A 17827-nucleotide genomic window follows, 5' to 3' on the forward strand; every position below is an offset into this window, starting at 1 on the left:
AATGACTTCGAAAATCATCTACACCCTGACCGATGAAGCGCCACGACTTGCCACCGCGTCGTTCCTGCCCATCGTTCGCGGTTTTGCGTCCAACGCCGGTATTGAAGTCGCCGATAGCGACATTTCCGTGGCAGCCCGCATTCTGGGTGAGTTCCCGGAGCAACTGACGCAAGAGCAGCGCGTTCCGAACAATCTGGCCGAACTCGGCAAGCTCACGCTGACGCCCGACGCCAACATCATCAAGCTGCCCAATATTTCCGCCTCGGTGGGCCAGTTGCAGGACGCCATCAGGGAATTGCAGGCCAAGGGCTACAACATTCCCGACTATCCGGAAAATCCGCAGACCGATGCCGAAAAGGACATCAAGGCGCGCTATTCGCGCTGCATCGGCTCCGCCGTGAATCCGGTTCTGCGCGAAGGCAACTCGGACCGCCGCGCGCCTGCCGCCGTCAAGAACTACGCCAGGAAACATCCGCATTCCATGGGCGAATGGAAGCAGTGGTCGCAGACGCATGTCTCCCACATGGATCACGGCGACTTCTATCACGGCGAAAAGTCGATGACGCTCGACAAGGCATGCGACGTCAAGATGGAACTGGTCACCAAGAGCGGCAAGACCGTGGTCCTGAAGCCCAAGGTGGCGCTCAAGGCCGGCGAAGTCATCGACTCGATGTTCATGAGCAAGAAGGCGCTCGTGGAGTTCTACGAGCAGGAACTTGAAGACTGCCGCCAGTCGGGCATCCTGTTCTCGCTGCACGTGAAGGCCACGATGATGAAGGTCTCGCACCCCATCGTGTTCGGTCACTGCGTGCGTATCTATTACAAGGATGCGTTCGAAAAGCACGCCAAGCTGTTCGATGAACTGGGCGTGAACGTGAACAACGGCATGGCCAATCTGTTCGAGAAGATCGAGACGCTGCCCGCATCGGTGCGCGAGGAAATCATCCGCGACCTGCACAAGTGCCAGGAACATCGCCCGGCTCTTGCGATGGTCGATTCCGCCAAGGGCATCACCAATTTCCATTCGCCCAACGACGTGATCGTGGACGCTTCCATGCCCGCGATGATCCGCCAGGGCGGCAAGATGTGGGGCGCCGACGGCAAGCCTTACGACTGCAAGGCCGTGATGCCCGAATCCACGTTCGCTCGCATCTATCAGGAGATGATCAACTTCTGCAAGTGGCATGGCAACTTCGACCCGAAGACCATGGGCACCGTGCCGAATGTGGGCCTGATGGCGCAGAAGGCCGAAGAGTACGGCTCGCACGACAAGACCTTCGAGATCGAGGAAGACGGCGTCGCCAACATCGTCGATCTGGCGACCGGCGAAGTGCTGATGAGCCAGAACGTGGAGCAGGGCGACATCTGGCGCATGTGCCAGGTCAAGGACGCGCCGATCCGCGACTGGGTGAAGCTGGCGGTCACGCGTGCACGCAACTCGGGCATGCCGGCCGTGTTCTGGCTTGACCCCTATCGTCCGCACGAAGCCGAACTGATCAAGAAGGTGCAGAAATACCTCAAGGATTACGACACCAACGGCCTCGAGATCCTCATCCTGTCGCAAGTGCGCGCCATGCGCTACACGCTCGAGCGCGCGGCGCGGGGCCTGGACACCATCTCGGTGACCGGCAACATCCTGCGTGACTATCTGACCGACCTGTTCCCGATCCTGGAACTCGGCACCTCGGCCAAGATGCTGTCGATCGTGCCCCTGATGGAGGGCGGCGGCCTGTACGAGACCGGTGCCGGTGGCTCGGCTCCGAAGCACGTCGAGCAACTCGTCGAGGAAAACCACCTGCGCTGGGATTCGTTGGGCGAATTCCTCGCGCTCGCGGTGTCGCTCGAAGAAGAGGGCATCAAGACCAAGAACGACAAGGCCAAGCTGCTTGCCAAGACGCTGGATCAGGCCACCGGCAAGCTGCTCGACGAAAACAAGTCGCCGTCGCGCCGCACGGGTGAACTCGACAACCGCGGCAGCCAGTTCTACATCGCTCTGTACTGGGCACAGGCGCTGGCCGCCCAGACCGAAGACAAGGAACTGGCCGCCAAGTTCGGCCCGATTGCCAAGGAACTGAGCGACAACGAGCAAAAGATCGTGGGCGAACTCAAGGCCGTGCAGGGCAAGGCGGTCGACATCGGCGGCTACTTCCAGCCCGACCTCGCCAAGCTCGACGCCGTGATGCGCCCGAGCGCCACGTTCAACGCCGTGGTCGACAAGCTCGCGGCATGATGCTGCGGTGATCGCTGCGTCACGGTGCAGCGATCCGCCCCATGACGATGAAAAGCCCGCCGGGGTTCATGCCGGGGCGGGCTTTGTCATCTTCTGGGACGCAGCTTGCGCGGTTTCAATCATTGGAAAATGGTCTTGGCATTTGCCAGTCGCGCCCACACAATGTGCAAATTCGGTAGATTGGTAGGTTTTGGTTGCCTGATCACATTAAATGTTGCGTTATGTAATTGAATTGCGTGCATTTGTAGCAATGACGTAATCGGCGCAAGATTTTTAAGATTTCTATGGCACGATAAACCGGGATACACGTGTTAAACCTTGAATTCCATGAATTGTCCTGCCTGCGGTCATCCGCTTTCTTCAGGGCCAGGTTCTGCAACAAGTGCGGCACGCTGGTTTCCCAGGTTCCCAACGATGAGGTGACCGTCCCCGTTTATTCGGTCGATGAAGTGAAGGCGGCTTCCGCTTCCGTGCCTTCGTCTGCCTCTGACATCGCGATGGTGGACTGCCCCGAGTGCGGCAAGGCCGTCAAGCCCGGCGTGCGGTTCTGCACCGGCTGTGGCAGTGCCATTCCCGTGCCCGGCCCTGCATCTACGGCAACGGCGACAGGCTTTGCCGACACCGAACCCGGCGTGTTGCCGCCCTTGTCCAATACGGTGAGCGAGGTGGACCTGAGCCTCGGGTTTGACGATGACCGGCCGCCCGTGATCGAGCGTTCGGTGATCGATTCGCTGCCCCTGCATCCGGTGCAGCGCGGCATGCCCGATTTTGAACTGCCCGAACCGCGCCAATTGCCCGAGCGTGCCGCACGTCCCGCCAAGAACCATGTGCCACGTACGTCGGAACCAGTGAGCTTCGAGGCACTCGACGCATTCGATGAAACGGCTGGCCAGGCGTCTGGCAGCAACCTCAAGTGGCTGGCCGTGGCGGCGCTTGCCGTGCTGGTGGTAGGAGGCGCAGGCTGGTACGGCTATCAGCAGTTTGGCAATGACAGCTCCAGGATCGTGGCAACGCCCGCTGCCGATGCGCAGCCGGCGCAGGACGGCGTCGCCGACGGCGAAGCCGTCGTTCCCGCTGCGAATACCGGGGCAGCCGACACCGCCACTCAGGCCATCGAGACGGCGCCTCCTTCGGCGACCGCCGCAGAGAATGGCGCGGCCCTTGTTCCCACCGCGGTGGTGGCGCCGGAAGTGGTGAGCGCGCAGACTGCTGCGCCCGAAGCGGCGGCGTCCGACCAACCCGTTCCAGTCACCGTGCCGCCGGTGCGCGTGCTGCAGGATTCTGCCGGCATGAGCTCCGGCGGAGTCAATGCTTCCGCGCGTGAGCGCCAGCGAAACAAGAGCCTCAACAGTCTTCTGGATTGAGTTTTCTCAACCGGTTTTTCATCACAACACCATTGAGCAGGAATAGAAAATGAAGCGTTTCAATCTCGCATTTGTCGCCATCGCAGCCGCCGTGCTGACGGGCTGTGCAACGGGGCCGAACTCGACGGCGGCATGTTCCGATCCGAAGAATACCGATCCCGCGTGCGTCAAGTCGGAAGCCGGGCAGAAGGCCAGGGCGGATCAGGAAGCGCAACAGCAGCAGCAGACCGAAGCCGAATCCATTGCACGTTTCGACGCGCTGCAAAAACAGCTCGACGAAGAAGTCAAGGATGCCGAGGTCAGCATCGAGGCGGCCGTCCAGGCCTCCGCGACGCTGCCTAAGGCGCAAAGGGCGCGCAACACGTCGGTGCTCACCACACGTGTTCCTGTCACCGACAGCCAGTCACCGCGCGTGGCCGATCTGACCGTGCTGGACACCGTCAGCATCGAGCTTCCCACTGCCGGCAAGAAAAAGCGCGGCTATGTGAACAGCATGAACGCCGTGAAGGCGCTCGCAACGCGTATCGCGGACAGCCGTGGCGGCGCGACGATTCTGGTGGAGCAGTCTTCGGCAGACGTGCGCGGACGCAAGGTCAACACCAGCGAAGGCGAGTCCCAGACCAAGGAAGGCAATGCCCTGACCGTGCGCAAGTCGGTGAACCCGGACGTGCCGCGCGGCATCGAGCGCTACACCATCAAGGCTGGCGACCTGCAAAAGCGTCCCTGAGTCCGGGCACTGAGTCCTGAGTTCATTGCCGTCGCGCGCCCGTGCCGGGCGCGCCTCACCGATCCCCGCAACTACGACTGAAGCCATGAAAGATACCCACTACAAATCGATTGACTTTGGCGCACTTGCGCGGGCTGGCGAGGGCTGACCCAATGGCGCGCGCTGGCCATGGGCTTTATGACCGCGCTGGTGTGCGGTTTTCTTTTTTGGCTGATGCAGGTTTCGATGCTGCGCATCGGTGGCCTGATCGGCGTGATCCTGATGGTGTTGCTCGCCATCGCGACGTTCGTCGTTTGGTCCGGTGGTTTTTCGGCGGTTGGCGTGCTGCTCATGGACAAGGCGCGCGGGCTGTCTCCGCGCAGCATCGGCGACGCCGCGATGTTCGGCCTGGCATCCGTGCCCAAGTTCCTGTTGCTGGGCGTGCTGGTGTTTGTGGCGGTGCTCGGATTCATGCTGGTTGCCGCGCTGCTGTATTTCATCTGCAAGATTCCGTTCCTCGGCGCCCTATTGGCGTTCGTGGTGCATCCGGTGCTGGTGCTGATTGCGGCGGCGGCCATCATCGGCTGCATCTGGGTGGTTTTTCCGCTGTTCGCGCCGGCCGTGTGGAGCGGGCTCAGCTTCAGGCAGGCGTTGTCCAGCGTGTTTGCGATTGCACGCACGCGGCTTGTGGAAGTGGTGCTGATGATGATGGTGCTCTACATCATCATCGTAGTGATCTGCATGCTGGTCATGTCGGGTCTGTTTCCGGCGATCACTTCGCTCACCGGTCTTGCTTCCAGCATCATGGGCGGCGGCGCGGGCTACGGTGCCTATGGCGGCATGGGCGCGGCGATGAGCGTGTTCAGCAGTTCCTCGATGATCGGCGCGATGCTGGGCGTCAGCGTTCTTGGCGGACTGGTGTTCGCGCTGCTTGCGCTCGTGAGCTTGATGGGCATGAATCTTCTGTATCTGCAGGTCTCGTCGGGCCTTGACGCCGCTGGGACCGAGAGCGATCTCGAGGACGCGTTCGGTGCCATGAAGGACAAGGCGCGCGAAGCCGCCGACAAGGCCAGGGGCGTTGCGGAGCGCGCCAAACAGGCGGCCACAGACCGCGCGCAGATCAATGCAGATCGCGCTCAAGCCAATGCGGCTGCGCGCGCCGAAGCGGTGTACGAGCAAACCAGGCTCGAGGAAGAAGAGACGCAGCAACCCCTGCCCGAACAGGAAGAGCTGCGCCGCGAGGCCGCCGAGCGCGAGGCCAGAGAAGCCCAGGCGCGCGCCGATGCACAGCGTCAGGCGGCAGCCAGTGCTGCGGCGCAGGCGACGGCTCCAGCGCCCCTTCCTCCGGCTGCGGCTTCATCGACCTCCGCAGGCGCAGCCGCGCTGGCCGGTCTGGTGACAGGCGCAGCGACCAGCGCTGGCGCTGAGCCGCCTGCGCCGTCGGCTCCGACCAAGCTGTGCAAGGCCTGCGGTCACGTGCTGGGCACGGGCGACATGTTCTGTGAGAACTGCGGCGCCAAGCAATAAACAGACAATCAACAGATGCGCGGCGTTTGGGCTCGTCAAGACTCAAACGCCGCCCCTGCTGCATCGTGGCCAGGGACGGCCCCGATGCAGGAAATCAAATTCTTTTGGGGAGCAGGGGCTGCTACTTGCCCGCAGTGAACGGGCGACCGCTCAGGCGCGTGCCCGATTTGATGCCGCGTTTGTCGAACCAGCCCTGGTTCATTTCCAGCACATAGCGCACCGGCTTGGTGGAGCAGTGCGAAGCCTCCGACAGCGGCTTCATGTCCACCAGATTCACGATCGTTCCGTCATCGGCCACAAAGGCAGCCGTGAGCGGCAGCAGCGTGTTCTTCATCCAGAAGCATTGTGTGGCGGGCGTGTCGAACACGAACAGCATGCCTTCCTGCGCAGGCATTTCCTTGCGGAACATGAGCCCGATCTCGCGCTCGCGTGGCGACATGGCCACCTGGGCGTCGATGATGTACATGCCTGCCGTGATCGGCGTGCGTTGCAGTGCCAGTTGCGGCTCACCCTGGATTGGCGTGTCGGCCTGAACCTGGAGTGCAGTGGCGGCAAGGCAAAGTACAAGGGCGAATGGGAGAAGTCGTTTTTTCATCGTCAGCGGACAACTGAATGGCATTGGGTGAACAGGCCCTAGTTTAGGGGATTGCGTTTGGCAATCACGAACGGTCGGCAAGCAAAGAAAATGGCCCGCTCAAGCGGACTTGAAGCGGGCCATTGTGGCTATGGACGAGTCGCTGCGGCTCGTGGCATGCAGCCGCTCGTCAGACAGAACCTGCCAGGATCAGGCCATTGGCTTTTGGTGCTTGCGGCTCTTTTTGGCAACCTTGCTGTGCTTGTGTTTTGGCGTGGCCTTGGCGTGGTGGTTCTTGCCAGCCTTGTGGGACTTGGCGTGCGGCGCGTCCGGTGTGGCCGATGCCGGGGCACGGATTCGGGAGTTGTGTTTGCGGCGGGTTGCGCAAATGCGCCCGAAGCGAACATGCCAGCGACCAGAATTGCGAGGAGTTTGTTCATATATGCAATTTCCAACAATGAGTTGCGTCTGCCGGGCACGCACCATGCGTGGAGCAGACAAGCCTTCAACGCGGCATATGCCGCGTCGTTGACAGGGTAAAGGCATTTGTTTTCTAGCTAGAATCTTTCCGATCAAATACTTGCTTTACCAAACGGGCAAGCACGCCGCCATTCGATTCAACGGAGACCTTCATGAGCGCATTCCAACATATCAAGGTGCCCGCCGAGGGCCAGCAAATCACGGTCAACGCCGACATGACGCTGAGCGTGCCCGACCAGCCCATCATTCCTTTCATCGAGGGCGATGGAACGGGTGCCGACATCACGCCCGTGATGATCAAGGTCGTCGATGCTGCCGTCGCCAAGGCCTATGGCGGCAAGCGCAAGATCCACTGGATGGAGATCTACGCGGGCGAGAAATCGACCAAGGTCTATGGTCCGGACGTGTGGCTGCCGGAGGAGACACTCAAGGTCGTGCGCGACTATGTCGTGTCGATCAAGGGACCGCTCACCACGCCCGTCGGCGGCGGCATCCGCTCGCTCAACGTGGCGCTGCGTCAGGAGCTTGACCTGTATGTCTGCCTGCGCCCCGTGCAGTATTTCAAGGGCGTGCCGTCGCCCGTCAAGGAGCCCGAAAAGGTGAACATGGTGATCTTCCGCGAGAACTCGGAAGACATCTATGCGGGCATCGAATTCGAGGCCGGTTCCGACAAGGCGAAGAAGCTCATCAAGATTCTGCAGGATGATTTCGGCGTCAAGAAGATCCGCTTTCCCGAGACCTCGGGCATCGGCGTCAAGCCGGTGTCAAGAGAAGGCACGCAGCGCCTGGTGCGCAAGGCCATCCAGTACGCGATCGATCACGACAAGCCCAATGTGACCCTGGTTCACAAGGGCAACATCATGAAATTCACCGAGGGCGGCTTCCGCGACTGGGGCTACGAGCTGGCTGCCAGCGAATTCGGAGCCGAGCTGATCGACGGCGGTCCCTGGATGCGCCTGAAGAACCCGAACACCGGCAAGGACATCACCATCAAGGACAGCATTGCCGACGCGTTCCTGCAGCAGATCCTGTTGCGTCCCGCGGAGTACAGCGTGATCGCAACGCTGAATCTGAACGGCGACTACATCTCCGATGCGCTTGCGGCGCAGGTCGGCGGCATCGGCATCGCGCCGGGCGCGAACATGTCAGACTCCGTCGCGATGTTTGAAGCCACGCATGGCACGGCACCCAAGTACGCGGGCAAGGACTATGTGAACCCCGGCTCGGAAATCCTGTCTGCCGAGATGATGCTGCGCCACATGGGCTGGGCGGAGGCCGCTGACCTCGTGATCTCGTCGATGGAAAAGGCAATCCAGTCGAAGAAGGTGACCTACGATTTCGCGCGCCTGATGGATGGCGCGACACAGGTGAGCTGCTCGGGCTTTGGCAACGTGATGATCGAAAACATGTGATTCGTGGGCGCCGGATGAATGATGAGCCGATCCGGCTTCATCCGGTGCCGAATCCATAGAACTTTCTGCGTCGATCGGCGCAGGCTCGGCACCCACAAAAATCCGCCCGGAACTCGCGTTCGGGCGGATGATGATCTGGCTCCTCAACCTGGGCTCGAACCAGGGACCTACGGATTAACAGTCCGGCGCTCTACCAACTGAGCTATTGAGGAATGTTGGTATGCATTTTTTCTCAAGGCGCTTCTGTGCGATTGCAGAAGGGGCTTTTGATTTGGCTCCTCAACCTGGGCTCGAACCAGGGACCTACGGATTAACAGTCCGGCGCTCTACCAACTGAGCTATTGAGGAATGATCGATGCGTTGTGGCTCTTGCAGAGCCGGTGATCCTGTGCGATTGCAGGATCTGAAATTTTTTGGCTCCTCAACCTGGGCTCGAACCAGGGACCTACGGATTAACAGTCCGGCGCTCTACCAACTGAGCTATTGAGGAACAAGCCTTAGATTATAGCTGAAAAACGACGGTAAATTCTCGCTCGAGATCCGGATCGCTCAATTTTCAAAAACCGCAGCAAGCCTGCAGCGGCCGTGTCGTGTCTCGTTTTCTGGCCCGCGCGGCTCAGGCGGGGAGCGGCGGCTCTGGTCGAAACCATAGCCAGATCAGCACGCAGGCCATGCAGGCATTTGCACCGACCTTGACCCAGAATGGTGCGTTCGACAGCATCAAGATGCACGCGCACAGCGACATCACGATAGTGGCGCTCCACTTGGTCTTGCGGCTGACGCGCCCGCCGTTGGCCCACTCCTGGAGCATCGAGCCGAATAGCCGATGATTCCACAGCCATGCGTGCATTCGCGGCGAACTGCGGGCGGCGGCCCAGCCGGCCATCAGGATGAAGACGGTGGTCGGCAGGCCCGGAACGACGATGCCGATCACACCCATGACGAGGCAGAAGATCGCGAACGCCATCAGCAGCCAGCGCACCACGACCGGGCGCTGCACGTGCAGGGCGGCGCGTTGCTGGCGGCGGGCGGGAGAGCGTCGGCGACGGGGCGCTGTTCGCTGTTTTCTTCGGGCATGCGGGGATTGTGCGCGAGTCTGCGCGGGTTCGCGGCTTGGGCTATCCTGAGACCGAACTATCGCAGCAATGAACATGAGCATCCAAACCATACTCAAGATGGGTGATCCACGGCTTTTGCGCGTGACGCAGCAGGTCACGCACTTCAATACCCCGAGCTGCAACAGCTCATCACCGACCTGCGCGACACCATGAAGGCGGCCAACGGAGCCGGCATTGCCGCGCCCCAGATCGGTGTGGACCAGCAGGTGGTGATCTTTGGTTCGGGCGACATCAATCCGCGCTACCCGGATCGCCCGCCGGTGCCGCCCACGGTGCTGATCAACCCGGTGATCACGCCACTGGGCGAGGAGCAGGAAGACGATTGGGAAGGTTGTCTTTCCGTGCCCGGCCTGCGCGGCAAGGTGCCGCGATTTCTGCGCATCCGCTATCAGGGCTTCGACCCCGAAGGCCGTGTGATCGACCGTGAGGCCGAAGGCTTTCATGCGCGCGTCGTGCAACACGAATGCGATCACCTGTGGGGGATGCTGTACCCGATGCGCGTGCGCGATTTCACGCAGTTTGGCTATACGGAAATACTGTTCCCCGAAATCGGCGCAGCGGAAGAAGACTGACCTTCGGCCAGCGCGCGCAGCAATTCCGTCTCGATCTGGATCTGGCGTGCACCGTGCTGAAGCTCGTTGCCCTGCACCAGGAACGTGTCCTCCACGCGCTCGCCGAGCGTGCTGACCTTGGCGAGCTGCAGGCTGAGTTGGTGTTGCGCAAGAATGCGCGCCACGGTGTAGAGCAGACCCGCGCGGTCGCTCGCCGAGATCGTCAGAATCCAGCGCTGCGCCTTTTCGTCCGGCTTGAGGGAAACGCGTGGCGCGAACGGAAAGCTCTTGACGCGGCGCGAGACACGCCGCCGCGTGGGTTCAGGCAACGGCCCGGTGGCGCTCAGGGCACGTCCCAAATCGTTTTCGATCAGCGTGATCAGCTCACGGTAGTGGCCCGACAGGGTTTCTGACGGCACCACCTGAAAGGTATCGAGCGCATAGCCGTTGAGCGCCGTGTGCACGCGCGCATCGAGGATCGAAAAGCCCGCGCGCTCGAAATAGCCGCAGATGCGCGCGAACAGTTCGGGCTGATCGGGCGAATAGACCAGCACCTGCAAACCTTCGCCCGCAAGCGACTGGCGCACGCGCACGACCGGCGTGCCCGCACCCACGTGGCGCGAGAGGTGTCGTGTGTGCCAGGCGATGTCGGCCGCTTCGTGACGCATGAAGTAGCTCACGTCGAGCGTGTCCCAGAGCTTCTTGTGCGACTCGAACGGCTGTGAATTGAGCGCGAGCTGGATCAGCGCCTCGCGTTTGCGCGCCTCGATGTCGGCCGCCGCGTGGGGCGCGCTCCCGCCAAGAACGCGCAGTGTCGCGCGGTACAGATCTTCGAGCAGCTTGCCCTTCCAGCCATTCCAAACCTTGGGCGAGGTGCCGCGAATGTCGGCGACGGTCAGCAGATAAAGGGCCGTCAGATAGCGCTCGGAGCCCACACGGTCCGCAAACGCGCGAATCACGTCGGGGTCGGCCAGATCCTGCTTCTGCGCGACCTGGCTCATGGTCAGGTGTTCGCGCACCAGAAAGGTCAGCAACGCCGTGTCCTGCCTGTCGATGCCGTGCAGCTTGCAAAAGCGCCGCACCTCGATGGCGCCGAGTTGCGAGTGATCACCGCCGCGACCCTTGCCGATGTCGTGAAAGAGCGCCGCGACATAGAGAATCCACGGCTTGTCCCAGCCGCCTGCGAGCTGTGAGCAGAACGGGTATTCGTGGGTGTGCTCGGCCATGAAGAAGCGCCGCACGTTCCGCAGCACCATGAGGATGTGCTGATCGACGGTGTAGACATGGAACAGGTCGTGCTGCATCTGGCCGACGATGCGCCTGAACGGCCACAGATAGCGGCCGAGCACCGAGGTCTGGTTCATCAGCCGCATGGCGTGCGTGATGCCTGCGGGCTGCTTGAGGATCTGCATGAAGGTCGCGCGATTCACCGGATCGTGGCGGAATTCGCTGTCCATGGTGGAGCGCGAGTCATAGAGCGCGCGCAGCGTCTTGGCCGACAGATCCTTGAGACCGACCGTGGTCTCGTACAGAAGAAAGGTCTCCAGAATCGCGTGCGGATTCTTCTTGTACAGATCGTCGCTCGCGACCTCGATCAGCCCGGCCTTCTCGAAGAAGCGCTCGTTGATCGGTCGCAGTTCATGCGAGCTTGGATAAAAGCGCTCCTGAATGTTCAGGTAGAGGATCTGCGTGAGCTGCTGCACCGCCTTGGCCGCCCAGTAGTAGCGGCGCATCAGCGTTTCGCTCGCGCGCATCGCAAGCCTCTTGCCTTCGGGCGTGGTCGAGCGGTAGCCGAACGCCTCGGCCACGGCAGTCTGCAGATCGAACACCAGCCGGTCTTCACGGCGCCCGGCGACGGCGTGGAGCTTGGCGCGCACCAGAAACAGCAGTGCCTCGTTGCGCTCGATCTGCTGCACCTCGAATGGCGTGGCGAGGCCGGTCTCGGCCATCTCCTTCCAGTCGCGGCCAAAGCCCGCCGCGCGCGCGGCCCAGTTGATGAATTGCAGGTCGCGCAGGCCACCCGGCGACTCCTTGCAGTTGGGCTCGAGCGCGTAGGGCGTGTTCTCGTACTTGTTGTGGCGCTGGCGCATCTCGAACGTCTTGGCGATGAGAAATGCGCGCGGATCCATCTGCGCGTCGTAGCGCTCCTGAAATTCGGCAAACGCGGTGGCATTGCCGCACAGCAGGCGCGATTCGAGCAGCGAGGTCTGCACCGTGACATCGGCGGCGGATTCGCGCACGCAATCGCTCACGGTGCGCACGGCGGAGCCGATCTCAAGGCCCGCGTCCCAGCAACTGCCGATGAAGGTCTCGATGGCGGCACGCACGGATTCGGAGAATTCTGGCGAACCGCCATCGGGCAGCAGCACCAGCACATCCACATCCGAGTGCGGAAAAAGCTGGGCGCGGCCATAGCCACCCACCGCCACCAGCGCCGCCTCCGACGGGAGCGCCGCACGCAGCCACAGATGCGTGAGCAGATGATCGGTCTGCAGCGACAGCTTGTGCAGCAGCGTATGAATGCCGCGCGTGGAGGCCGACGGCTTGAGCAGCGTGGCGATGACGGCGGCCTTGCCTGCCTTGTAGCGGTCACGCAGCACCGCCAGATCGTCATCCGGAGAGAGCGCGGCGGCGGAGGTGCTTGGTGTGGACATGTGAAAAGACATGCGAATGGACTAGCAAGAACTATGCACCACTCGCGCGCGCCTGACGAATCCGGGGCGCGGAGCCCGCGCTTGCAGTCCTGTCATTCGACCTTCGCCGCCATGCCGAGGACGCTCGGCGAGCGGGTTCAGGTGCGCGTCGTGGTGACGAACGGCGGCAGCGCGGGCGAGCCTTCCGACAGTGTGAGCACGTCGTAACCGGTCTCGGTCACCAGCACCGTGTGCTCCCACTGCGCGGACAGGCTGTGGTCTTTGGTGATGATGGTCCAGCCATCCTTGCCAAGCTCCTTGATCTCGCGTTTGCCGAGGTTCAGCATCGGCTCGATGGTGAACGTCATTCCGGTCTCGAGCAACTCGCCCGTGCCGGGGCGGCCGTAGTGCAGTACCTGGGGCTCTTCGTGAAACTTCTTGCCGATGCCGTGGCCGCAGAACTCACGCACCACGGACAGATGGTTGCCCTCGGCAAAGGTCTGGATCGCGTGGCCGATGTCACCCAGCCGCGCGCCGGGCTTGACCTGCTGGATACCGAGCCACATCGCATCGAACGTCAGTGCCGACAGGCGCCTGGCGGCAATCGACACGTCGCCGATCAGATACATGCGGCTGTTGTCGCCGAACCAGCCGTCCTTGGTGATCACGGTGACGTCCACGTTGACGATGTCGCCTTTTTTCAGCGGCTTGTCGTTCGGAATGCCATGGCAGACCACGTGATTGACCGAGGTGCACAGGTGACCGGGGTAGGGCGGGTAGCCGGGCGGCTGGTAGCCGATGGTGGCCGACACCGTGCCTTGCTGGTCCATGCATTCCTTGCCGAGGCGATCGATCTCGATCGTGGTGATGCCGGGTTTGATGTGCGGGGCGATGTAGTCCAGCACTTCGGAAGCAAGGCGGCAGGCGTCGCGCATGCCTGCAATTTCTTCTGCGTTTTTGATGGTGATGCTACTCATAAGCGTTGGATTATCCCACTGACGCTTTTCCTTCACAGCAGGCGGCCCGGGAAGTCTCTGGCCCGGACAGGGAGATGCCGTGGGCGGGTAAAATGCCGGGTTTCACCAATTCGACGTATTTCCACCCGGGCCCCATTCAGCGGCCCGGTCGCCGAAATCGTCCTTGCAACGTTTCTCCCAATCTCGACAGGCCGCCACCGTGACCTTGCACATCACCCAGTTTGACGGCGGGAACGCCATCAGCGCTTTCCGCGTACAGCAACTGCAACCGGCTCTTGAAGCCATTCACCCAGGATCACCGGCATTGCGGCCCGCTTCGTGCATCTGGTGGCGTCTGAGCAGCCGTTGAGCGATCAGCAGAGGGAGCGCCTTGCCGCATTGCTGACCTATGGCGATCCCTACGAGGGCGAGACGGCCGGTGAAGTGCTGGTGGTCACGCCGCGTCTGGGAACGATTTCGCCGTGGGCCTCCAAGGCCACCGACATCGCCCGCAATTGCGGCATCGACGTGTATCGCGTCGAGCGCGTGACCGAATTCCATGTGAGCCTCAAATCCGGCCTGCTGGGCGGCGCCACCGAACTCAAGGCAGGGCAGCGCGAACAGATCGCCGCGCTGCTGCATGACCGCATGACCGAGTCGGTGCTCGCCACAAGCGCAGAGGCCGGGCAACTGTTTTCCACGCTGCAGGCCCAGCCGATGGAGTTCGTCGACGTGCTTGGCGGTGGCCGCGCGGCGCTCGAAGCGGCCAACAAACGGTGGGGCCTGGCGCTTGCCGACGATGAAATCGACTACCTCGTCAATGCCTTCCACGGCCTCAAGCGCAATCCGACCGACGTCGAACTGATGATGTTCGCGCAGGCCAATTCCGAGCATTGCCGCCACAAGATTTTCAACGCCACGTTCACCATCGATGGCGTCGCGCAGGACAAGTCGCTGTTTGGCATGATCCGCAACACCGAGGCGGTCTCGCCGCAGCACACCATCGTGGCCTATGCCGACAACGCGTCGATCATGGAGGGGCACGCCGTCGAGCGGTTCGTTGCGCAATTCGACGCCGACAGCGCACCGAGCTATACGAAGACGGACGCCGTGAATCAGGTGCTCATGAAGGTGGAAACGCACAACCACCCGACCGCGATATCGCCATTCCCCGGCGCATCGACCGGCGCGGGCGGCGAGATTCGCGACGAGGGCGCGACTGGGCGGGGCTCCAAGCCCAAGGCGGGTCTGACGGGTTTCACGGTCTCCAGGCTCTGGGGCAGCGAAGTCGGCAGGCCGGAACACATCGCAAGCCCGTTGCAGATCATGACCGAGGGCCCGCTGGGTGGCGCGGCGTTCAACAACGAATTTGGCAGGCCCAACCTGACCGGATATTTCCGCGAGTATGAGCAGCAGGTGGGCGATGTCACGCGTGGCTACCACAAGCCCATCATGATCGCGGGCGGCGTGGGCGTGATCGACTCCGGGCAGGTCAGGAAGATCGAATTCCCGGCAGGCTCATTGCTGATTCAACTCGGCGGCCCGGGCATGCGCATCGGCATGGGCGGCGGGGCGGCCAGCTCGATGGCCAGCGGAACCAATGCGGCCGAACTCGACTTCGATTCGGTGCAACGCGGCAACCCCGAGATCGAGCGCCGTGCGCAGGAGGTCATCAACCACTGCTGGGCGCAGGGCGCAGGCAATCCGATTCTCGCGATTCACGACGTGGGCGCGGGCGGCATCTCCAACGCGTTTCCCGAACTGACGAATGATGCGGGTCGCGGGGCACGCTTTGATCTGCGCGCGGTGAAACTCGAGGAATCGGGCCTCGCGCCCAAGGAAATCTGGTCCAACGAAAGCCAGGAACGCTACGTCATGGCGATTGCACCGCAGTCGCTGGCGATGTTCACGGCATTCTGCGAACGCGAGCGCTGCCCGTTCGCGGTGATCGGCGTGGCGACCGACGAGCGGCAACTGATTCTGGAGGACACGAGCGTTGCGTCGGGCGACCAGAAATTCCCCGTGGACATGCCGATGGACGTGCTGCTCGGCAAGCCGCCCAAGATGCACCGCGACGTGAAGACCGTCGAGAGAGCGCTCGCGCCCATCGATCTCACCGGTGTGCCGCTCGAGAAGGCCGTGATCGAGGTGCTCGCGCATCCGACCGTGGCGTCCAAGCGCTTTCTGATCACCATTGGCGACCGCACCGTCGGCGGCCTCACGCATCGCGACCAGATGGTCGGCCCGTGGCAGGTTCCCGTGGCCGATGTGGCCGTGACGCTCGCCGATTTCAAGGGCTTCAAGGGCGAGGCGATGGCCATGGGCGAGCGCACACCGCTTGCCGCGATCAACGCGCCCGCGTCGGGCCGCATGGCGGTCGCCGAGGCCATCACCAACATGCTGGCCGCGCCCATCGAACTCCCGCGCGTGAAACTGTCCGCCAACTGGATGGCCGCTTGCGGCGAGGCCGGTGAAGATGCGGCGCTCTACGCAACCGTCAAGGCGGTGGGCATGGAGCTGTGTCCCGAACTCAACGTGTCGATTCCGGTCGGCAAGGATTCGCTGTCGATGCGCACGCAGTGGAGCGACGCGGGTCAGGTCAAAAAGGTTACCTCGCCCGTGAGCCTGATCGTGACCGGCTTCGCGTCGATTGACGACGTGCGCGGCACGCTCACACCGCAGCTCGATGCCACGGTGGACGACTCCACGCTGGTGCTGATCGACCTCGGTCGCGGCAGGATGCGTATGGGTGGCTCGATCCTCGGCCAGGTGCTCGACCAGTCGGGCAACGAAACTCCGGACCTGGACGACGCCAAGGACCTCATCGCCATGGTGAATGCGGTGAATGCGCTGCGCGCCAAGGGGTTGATCCTCGCCTACCACGACCGGGGCGACGGCGGCCTGCTGGCGACTGCGGCCGAAATGGCCTTTGCGGGCCATGTGGGTGTGGCGCTGAACGTGGACATGCTGATCACCGAAGGCGACGGCATTTCCGACAGCCGCATGGACTCGGGTGAAGGCAAAAACTGGGGCGCGCAGATCAGCGGTCGCCGCGAGGACATGACGCTGCGTGCGCTGTTCAATGAGGAACTCGGCGCGCTGATCCAGATCCACACGAGCGATCGCACCGAGGTGCTGCAGATTCTGCGCGAGCATGGGCTTTCGCTGTGCTCCAACGTGGTCGGCAAGACGCGTCCGGCCTCGTCCACGCTTGACGACGGCAAGGGCGAGCTGCAAGTGTGGCGCGACGCGAAAAAGGTGTTTGGCGCGACGCTGTCCGATCTGCATCAGGTCTGGGACGCGGTGAGCTGGAAGATTGCCCAGCAGCGCGACAACCCCGTCTGCGCCGACAGTGAGCATGCGGCCGCTGGTGTGCCCGCCGATCCGGGCATGCATGTGCATCTCACGTTCGATCCGCAAGACAACGTGGCCGCGCCTTGGCTGCATCTGACCAAGCCGCGTGTGGCGGTGTTGCGCGAGCAGGGCGTGAACTCGCATGTCGAGATGGCCTATGCGTTCACCGAGGCGGGCTTTGACGCGGTGGACGTTCACATGAGCGATCTGCAGACGGGCCGTGCGCAGCTCAAGGACTTCGCGGGCGTGGTTGCCTGCGGCGGCTTCAGCTACGGCGACACGCTGGGCGCCGGCATTGGCTGGGCGCGCTCGATCACCTTCAACGAACGCCTGTCGGCAGAGTTCACCCAGTTCTTCGCTCGCGCCGATACCTTTGGCCTGGGCGTGTGCAATGGCTGCCAGATGTTTGCCGAACTGGCCGACATCATCCCCGGCGCGCAGGATTGGCCGCGCTTCACGCAGAACCTGAGCAACCGTTTCGAGGCCCGCCTGTCGATGGTGGAAGTGCTCGAATCGCCAAGCCTGTTCCTTGAGGGCATGGCGGGCAGCCGTCTGCCGATTGCCGTGGCGCACGGTGAAGGCTTTGCGAACTTCAGGTACCGTGGCAATCAGGCCAAGGCGATCACGGCCATGCGTTACGTGGACAACCATGGTCAGGCGACCGAGCAGTACCCGTTCAACCCGAACGGCAGTCCCGGAGGCTTGGCGGCGGTGACAACGGCCGATGGGCGCTTCACGGCGATGATGCCGCATCCCGAACGCGTGTTCCGCAACATCCAGATGAGCTGGACGAGCGGCGACGCAAGCCAGTCCAGCCCGTGGATGCGCGTGTGGCGCAATGCCCGAAAGTGGCTGGGGTGATTCTTCGACTCCGTTAAATTCCGCCGCAGTGAAGCCGGGTCTCGTCCCGGCTTTTTTTTGC

At 62.6% G+C, this 17827-nt stretch carries 9 protein-coding genes, 3 tRNA genes and 2 pseudogenes; 7 read left to right on the forward strand and 7 right to left on the reverse strand.

Going from position 1 to position 17827, the window contains the following annotated elements:
- Position 1: 1 nt before the first annotated feature.
- The 4 genes from H9K75_RS00200 to H9K75_RS00215 all read left to right on the forward strand — a co-directional run bounded on the left by H9K75_RS00200 (position 2) and on the right by H9K75_RS00215 (position 5827).
- On the forward strand, positions 2 to 2230 hold the full coding sequence (locus H9K75_RS00200; RefSeq protein ID WP_187724325.1) for an NADP-dependent isocitrate dehydrogenase: 2229 nt from the start codon (positions 2 to 4) through the stop codon (positions 2228 to 2230).
- A gap of 308 nt (positions 2231 to 2538) precedes the next feature.
- Positions 2539 to 3594: a zinc ribbon domain-containing protein gene (locus tag H9K75_RS00205; protein WP_187724326.1), complete on the forward strand. Its 1056-nt coding sequence runs from the start codon at positions 2539 to 2541 to the stop codon at positions 3592 to 3594.
- Between the two features lie 49 nt (positions 3595 to 3643).
- Complete coding sequence (locus tag H9K75_RS00210; RefSeq protein ID WP_187724327.1) at positions 3644 to 4321, forward strand: hypothetical protein; 678 nt, start codon at positions 3644 to 3646, stop codon at positions 4319 to 4321.
- Positions 4322 to 4489: 168 nt separating this feature from the next.
- Entirely contained in the window at positions 4490 to 5827 is a 1338-nt protein-coding gene (locus H9K75_RS00215) for a zinc ribbon domain-containing protein (RefSeq protein WP_187724328.1), read from the forward strand.
- Positions 5828 to 5948: 121 nt separating this feature from the next.
- Here the strand turns inward: H9K75_RS00215 and H9K75_RS00220 are convergent, their stop codons facing one another.
- Positions 5949 to 6422, reverse strand: coding sequence for a DUF192 domain-containing protein (locus H9K75_RS00220; protein WP_226858433.1), 474 nt, complete (start codon positions 6420 to 6422; stop codon positions 5949 to 5951).
- Positions 6423 to 7033: 611 nt separating this feature from the next.
- On the opposite strand from H9K75_RS00220, the gene icd reads away from it, so the two are divergent.
- A complete protein-coding gene (gene icd, locus H9K75_RS00225; protein ID WP_187724330.1) occupies positions 7034 to 8293 on the forward strand; it encodes an NADP-dependent isocitrate dehydrogenase in 1260 nt (419 codons plus the stop codon).
- A gap of 136 nt (positions 8294 to 8429) precedes the next feature.
- Here the strand turns inward: icd and H9K75_RS00230 are convergent.
- The 4 genes from H9K75_RS00230 to H9K75_RS00245 all read right to left on the reverse strand — a co-directional run bounded on the left by H9K75_RS00230 (position 8430) and on the right by H9K75_RS00245 (position 9293).
- Positions 8430 to 8505 (reverse strand) — tRNA-Asn (locus H9K75_RS00230).
- A 60-nt stretch (positions 8506 to 8565) separates the two neighbouring features.
- Positions 8566 to 8641: transfer RNA gene (locus H9K75_RS00235), tRNA-Asn, on the reverse strand.
- 66 nt (positions 8642 to 8707) lie between these two features.
- Positions 8708 to 8783 (reverse strand) — tRNA-Asn (locus tag H9K75_RS00240).
- A 126-nt stretch (positions 8784 to 8909) separates the two neighbouring features.
- Entirely contained in the window at positions 8910 to 9293 is a 384-nt protein-coding gene (locus H9K75_RS00245) for a YbaN family protein (protein WP_404826390.1), read from the reverse strand.
- A 151-nt stretch (positions 9294 to 9444) separates the two neighbouring features.
- Between H9K75_RS00245 and def the strand changes: the two are divergent.
- Positions 9445 to 9983: pseudogene (gene def, locus H9K75_RS00250) on the forward strand (peptide deformylase).
- On the opposite strand, the gene H9K75_RS00255 reads toward def, so the two are convergent.
- Both H9K75_RS00255 and map read right to left on the reverse strand, forming a co-directional pair.
- A complete protein-coding gene (locus H9K75_RS00255; RefSeq protein ID WP_187725847.1) occupies positions 9935 to 12616 on the reverse strand; it encodes a [protein-PII] uridylyltransferase in 2682 nt (893 codons plus the stop codon). The pseudogene def and the gene H9K75_RS00255 overlap by 49 nt on opposite strands.
- Before the next feature lie 137 nt (positions 12617 to 12753).
- Entirely contained in the window at positions 12754 to 13572 is an 819-nt protein-coding gene (gene map, locus H9K75_RS00260) for a type I methionyl aminopeptidase (RefSeq protein ID WP_187724331.1), read from the reverse strand.
- Positions 13573 to 13771: 199 nt separating this feature from the next.
- On the opposite strand from map, the pseudogene purL reads away from it, so the two are divergent.
- A pseudogene (gene purL, locus H9K75_RS00265) lies at positions 13772 to 17766 on the forward strand (phosphoribosylformylglycinamidine synthase).
- Positions 17767 to 17827: the final 61 nt, after the last annotated feature.

The sequence above is a fragment of the Diaphorobacter aerolatus genome, assembly GCF_014489535.1.
GTDB lineage: Bacteria > Pseudomonadota > Gammaproteobacteria > Burkholderiales > Burkholderiaceae_C > Diaphorobacter_A > Diaphorobacter_A aerolatus.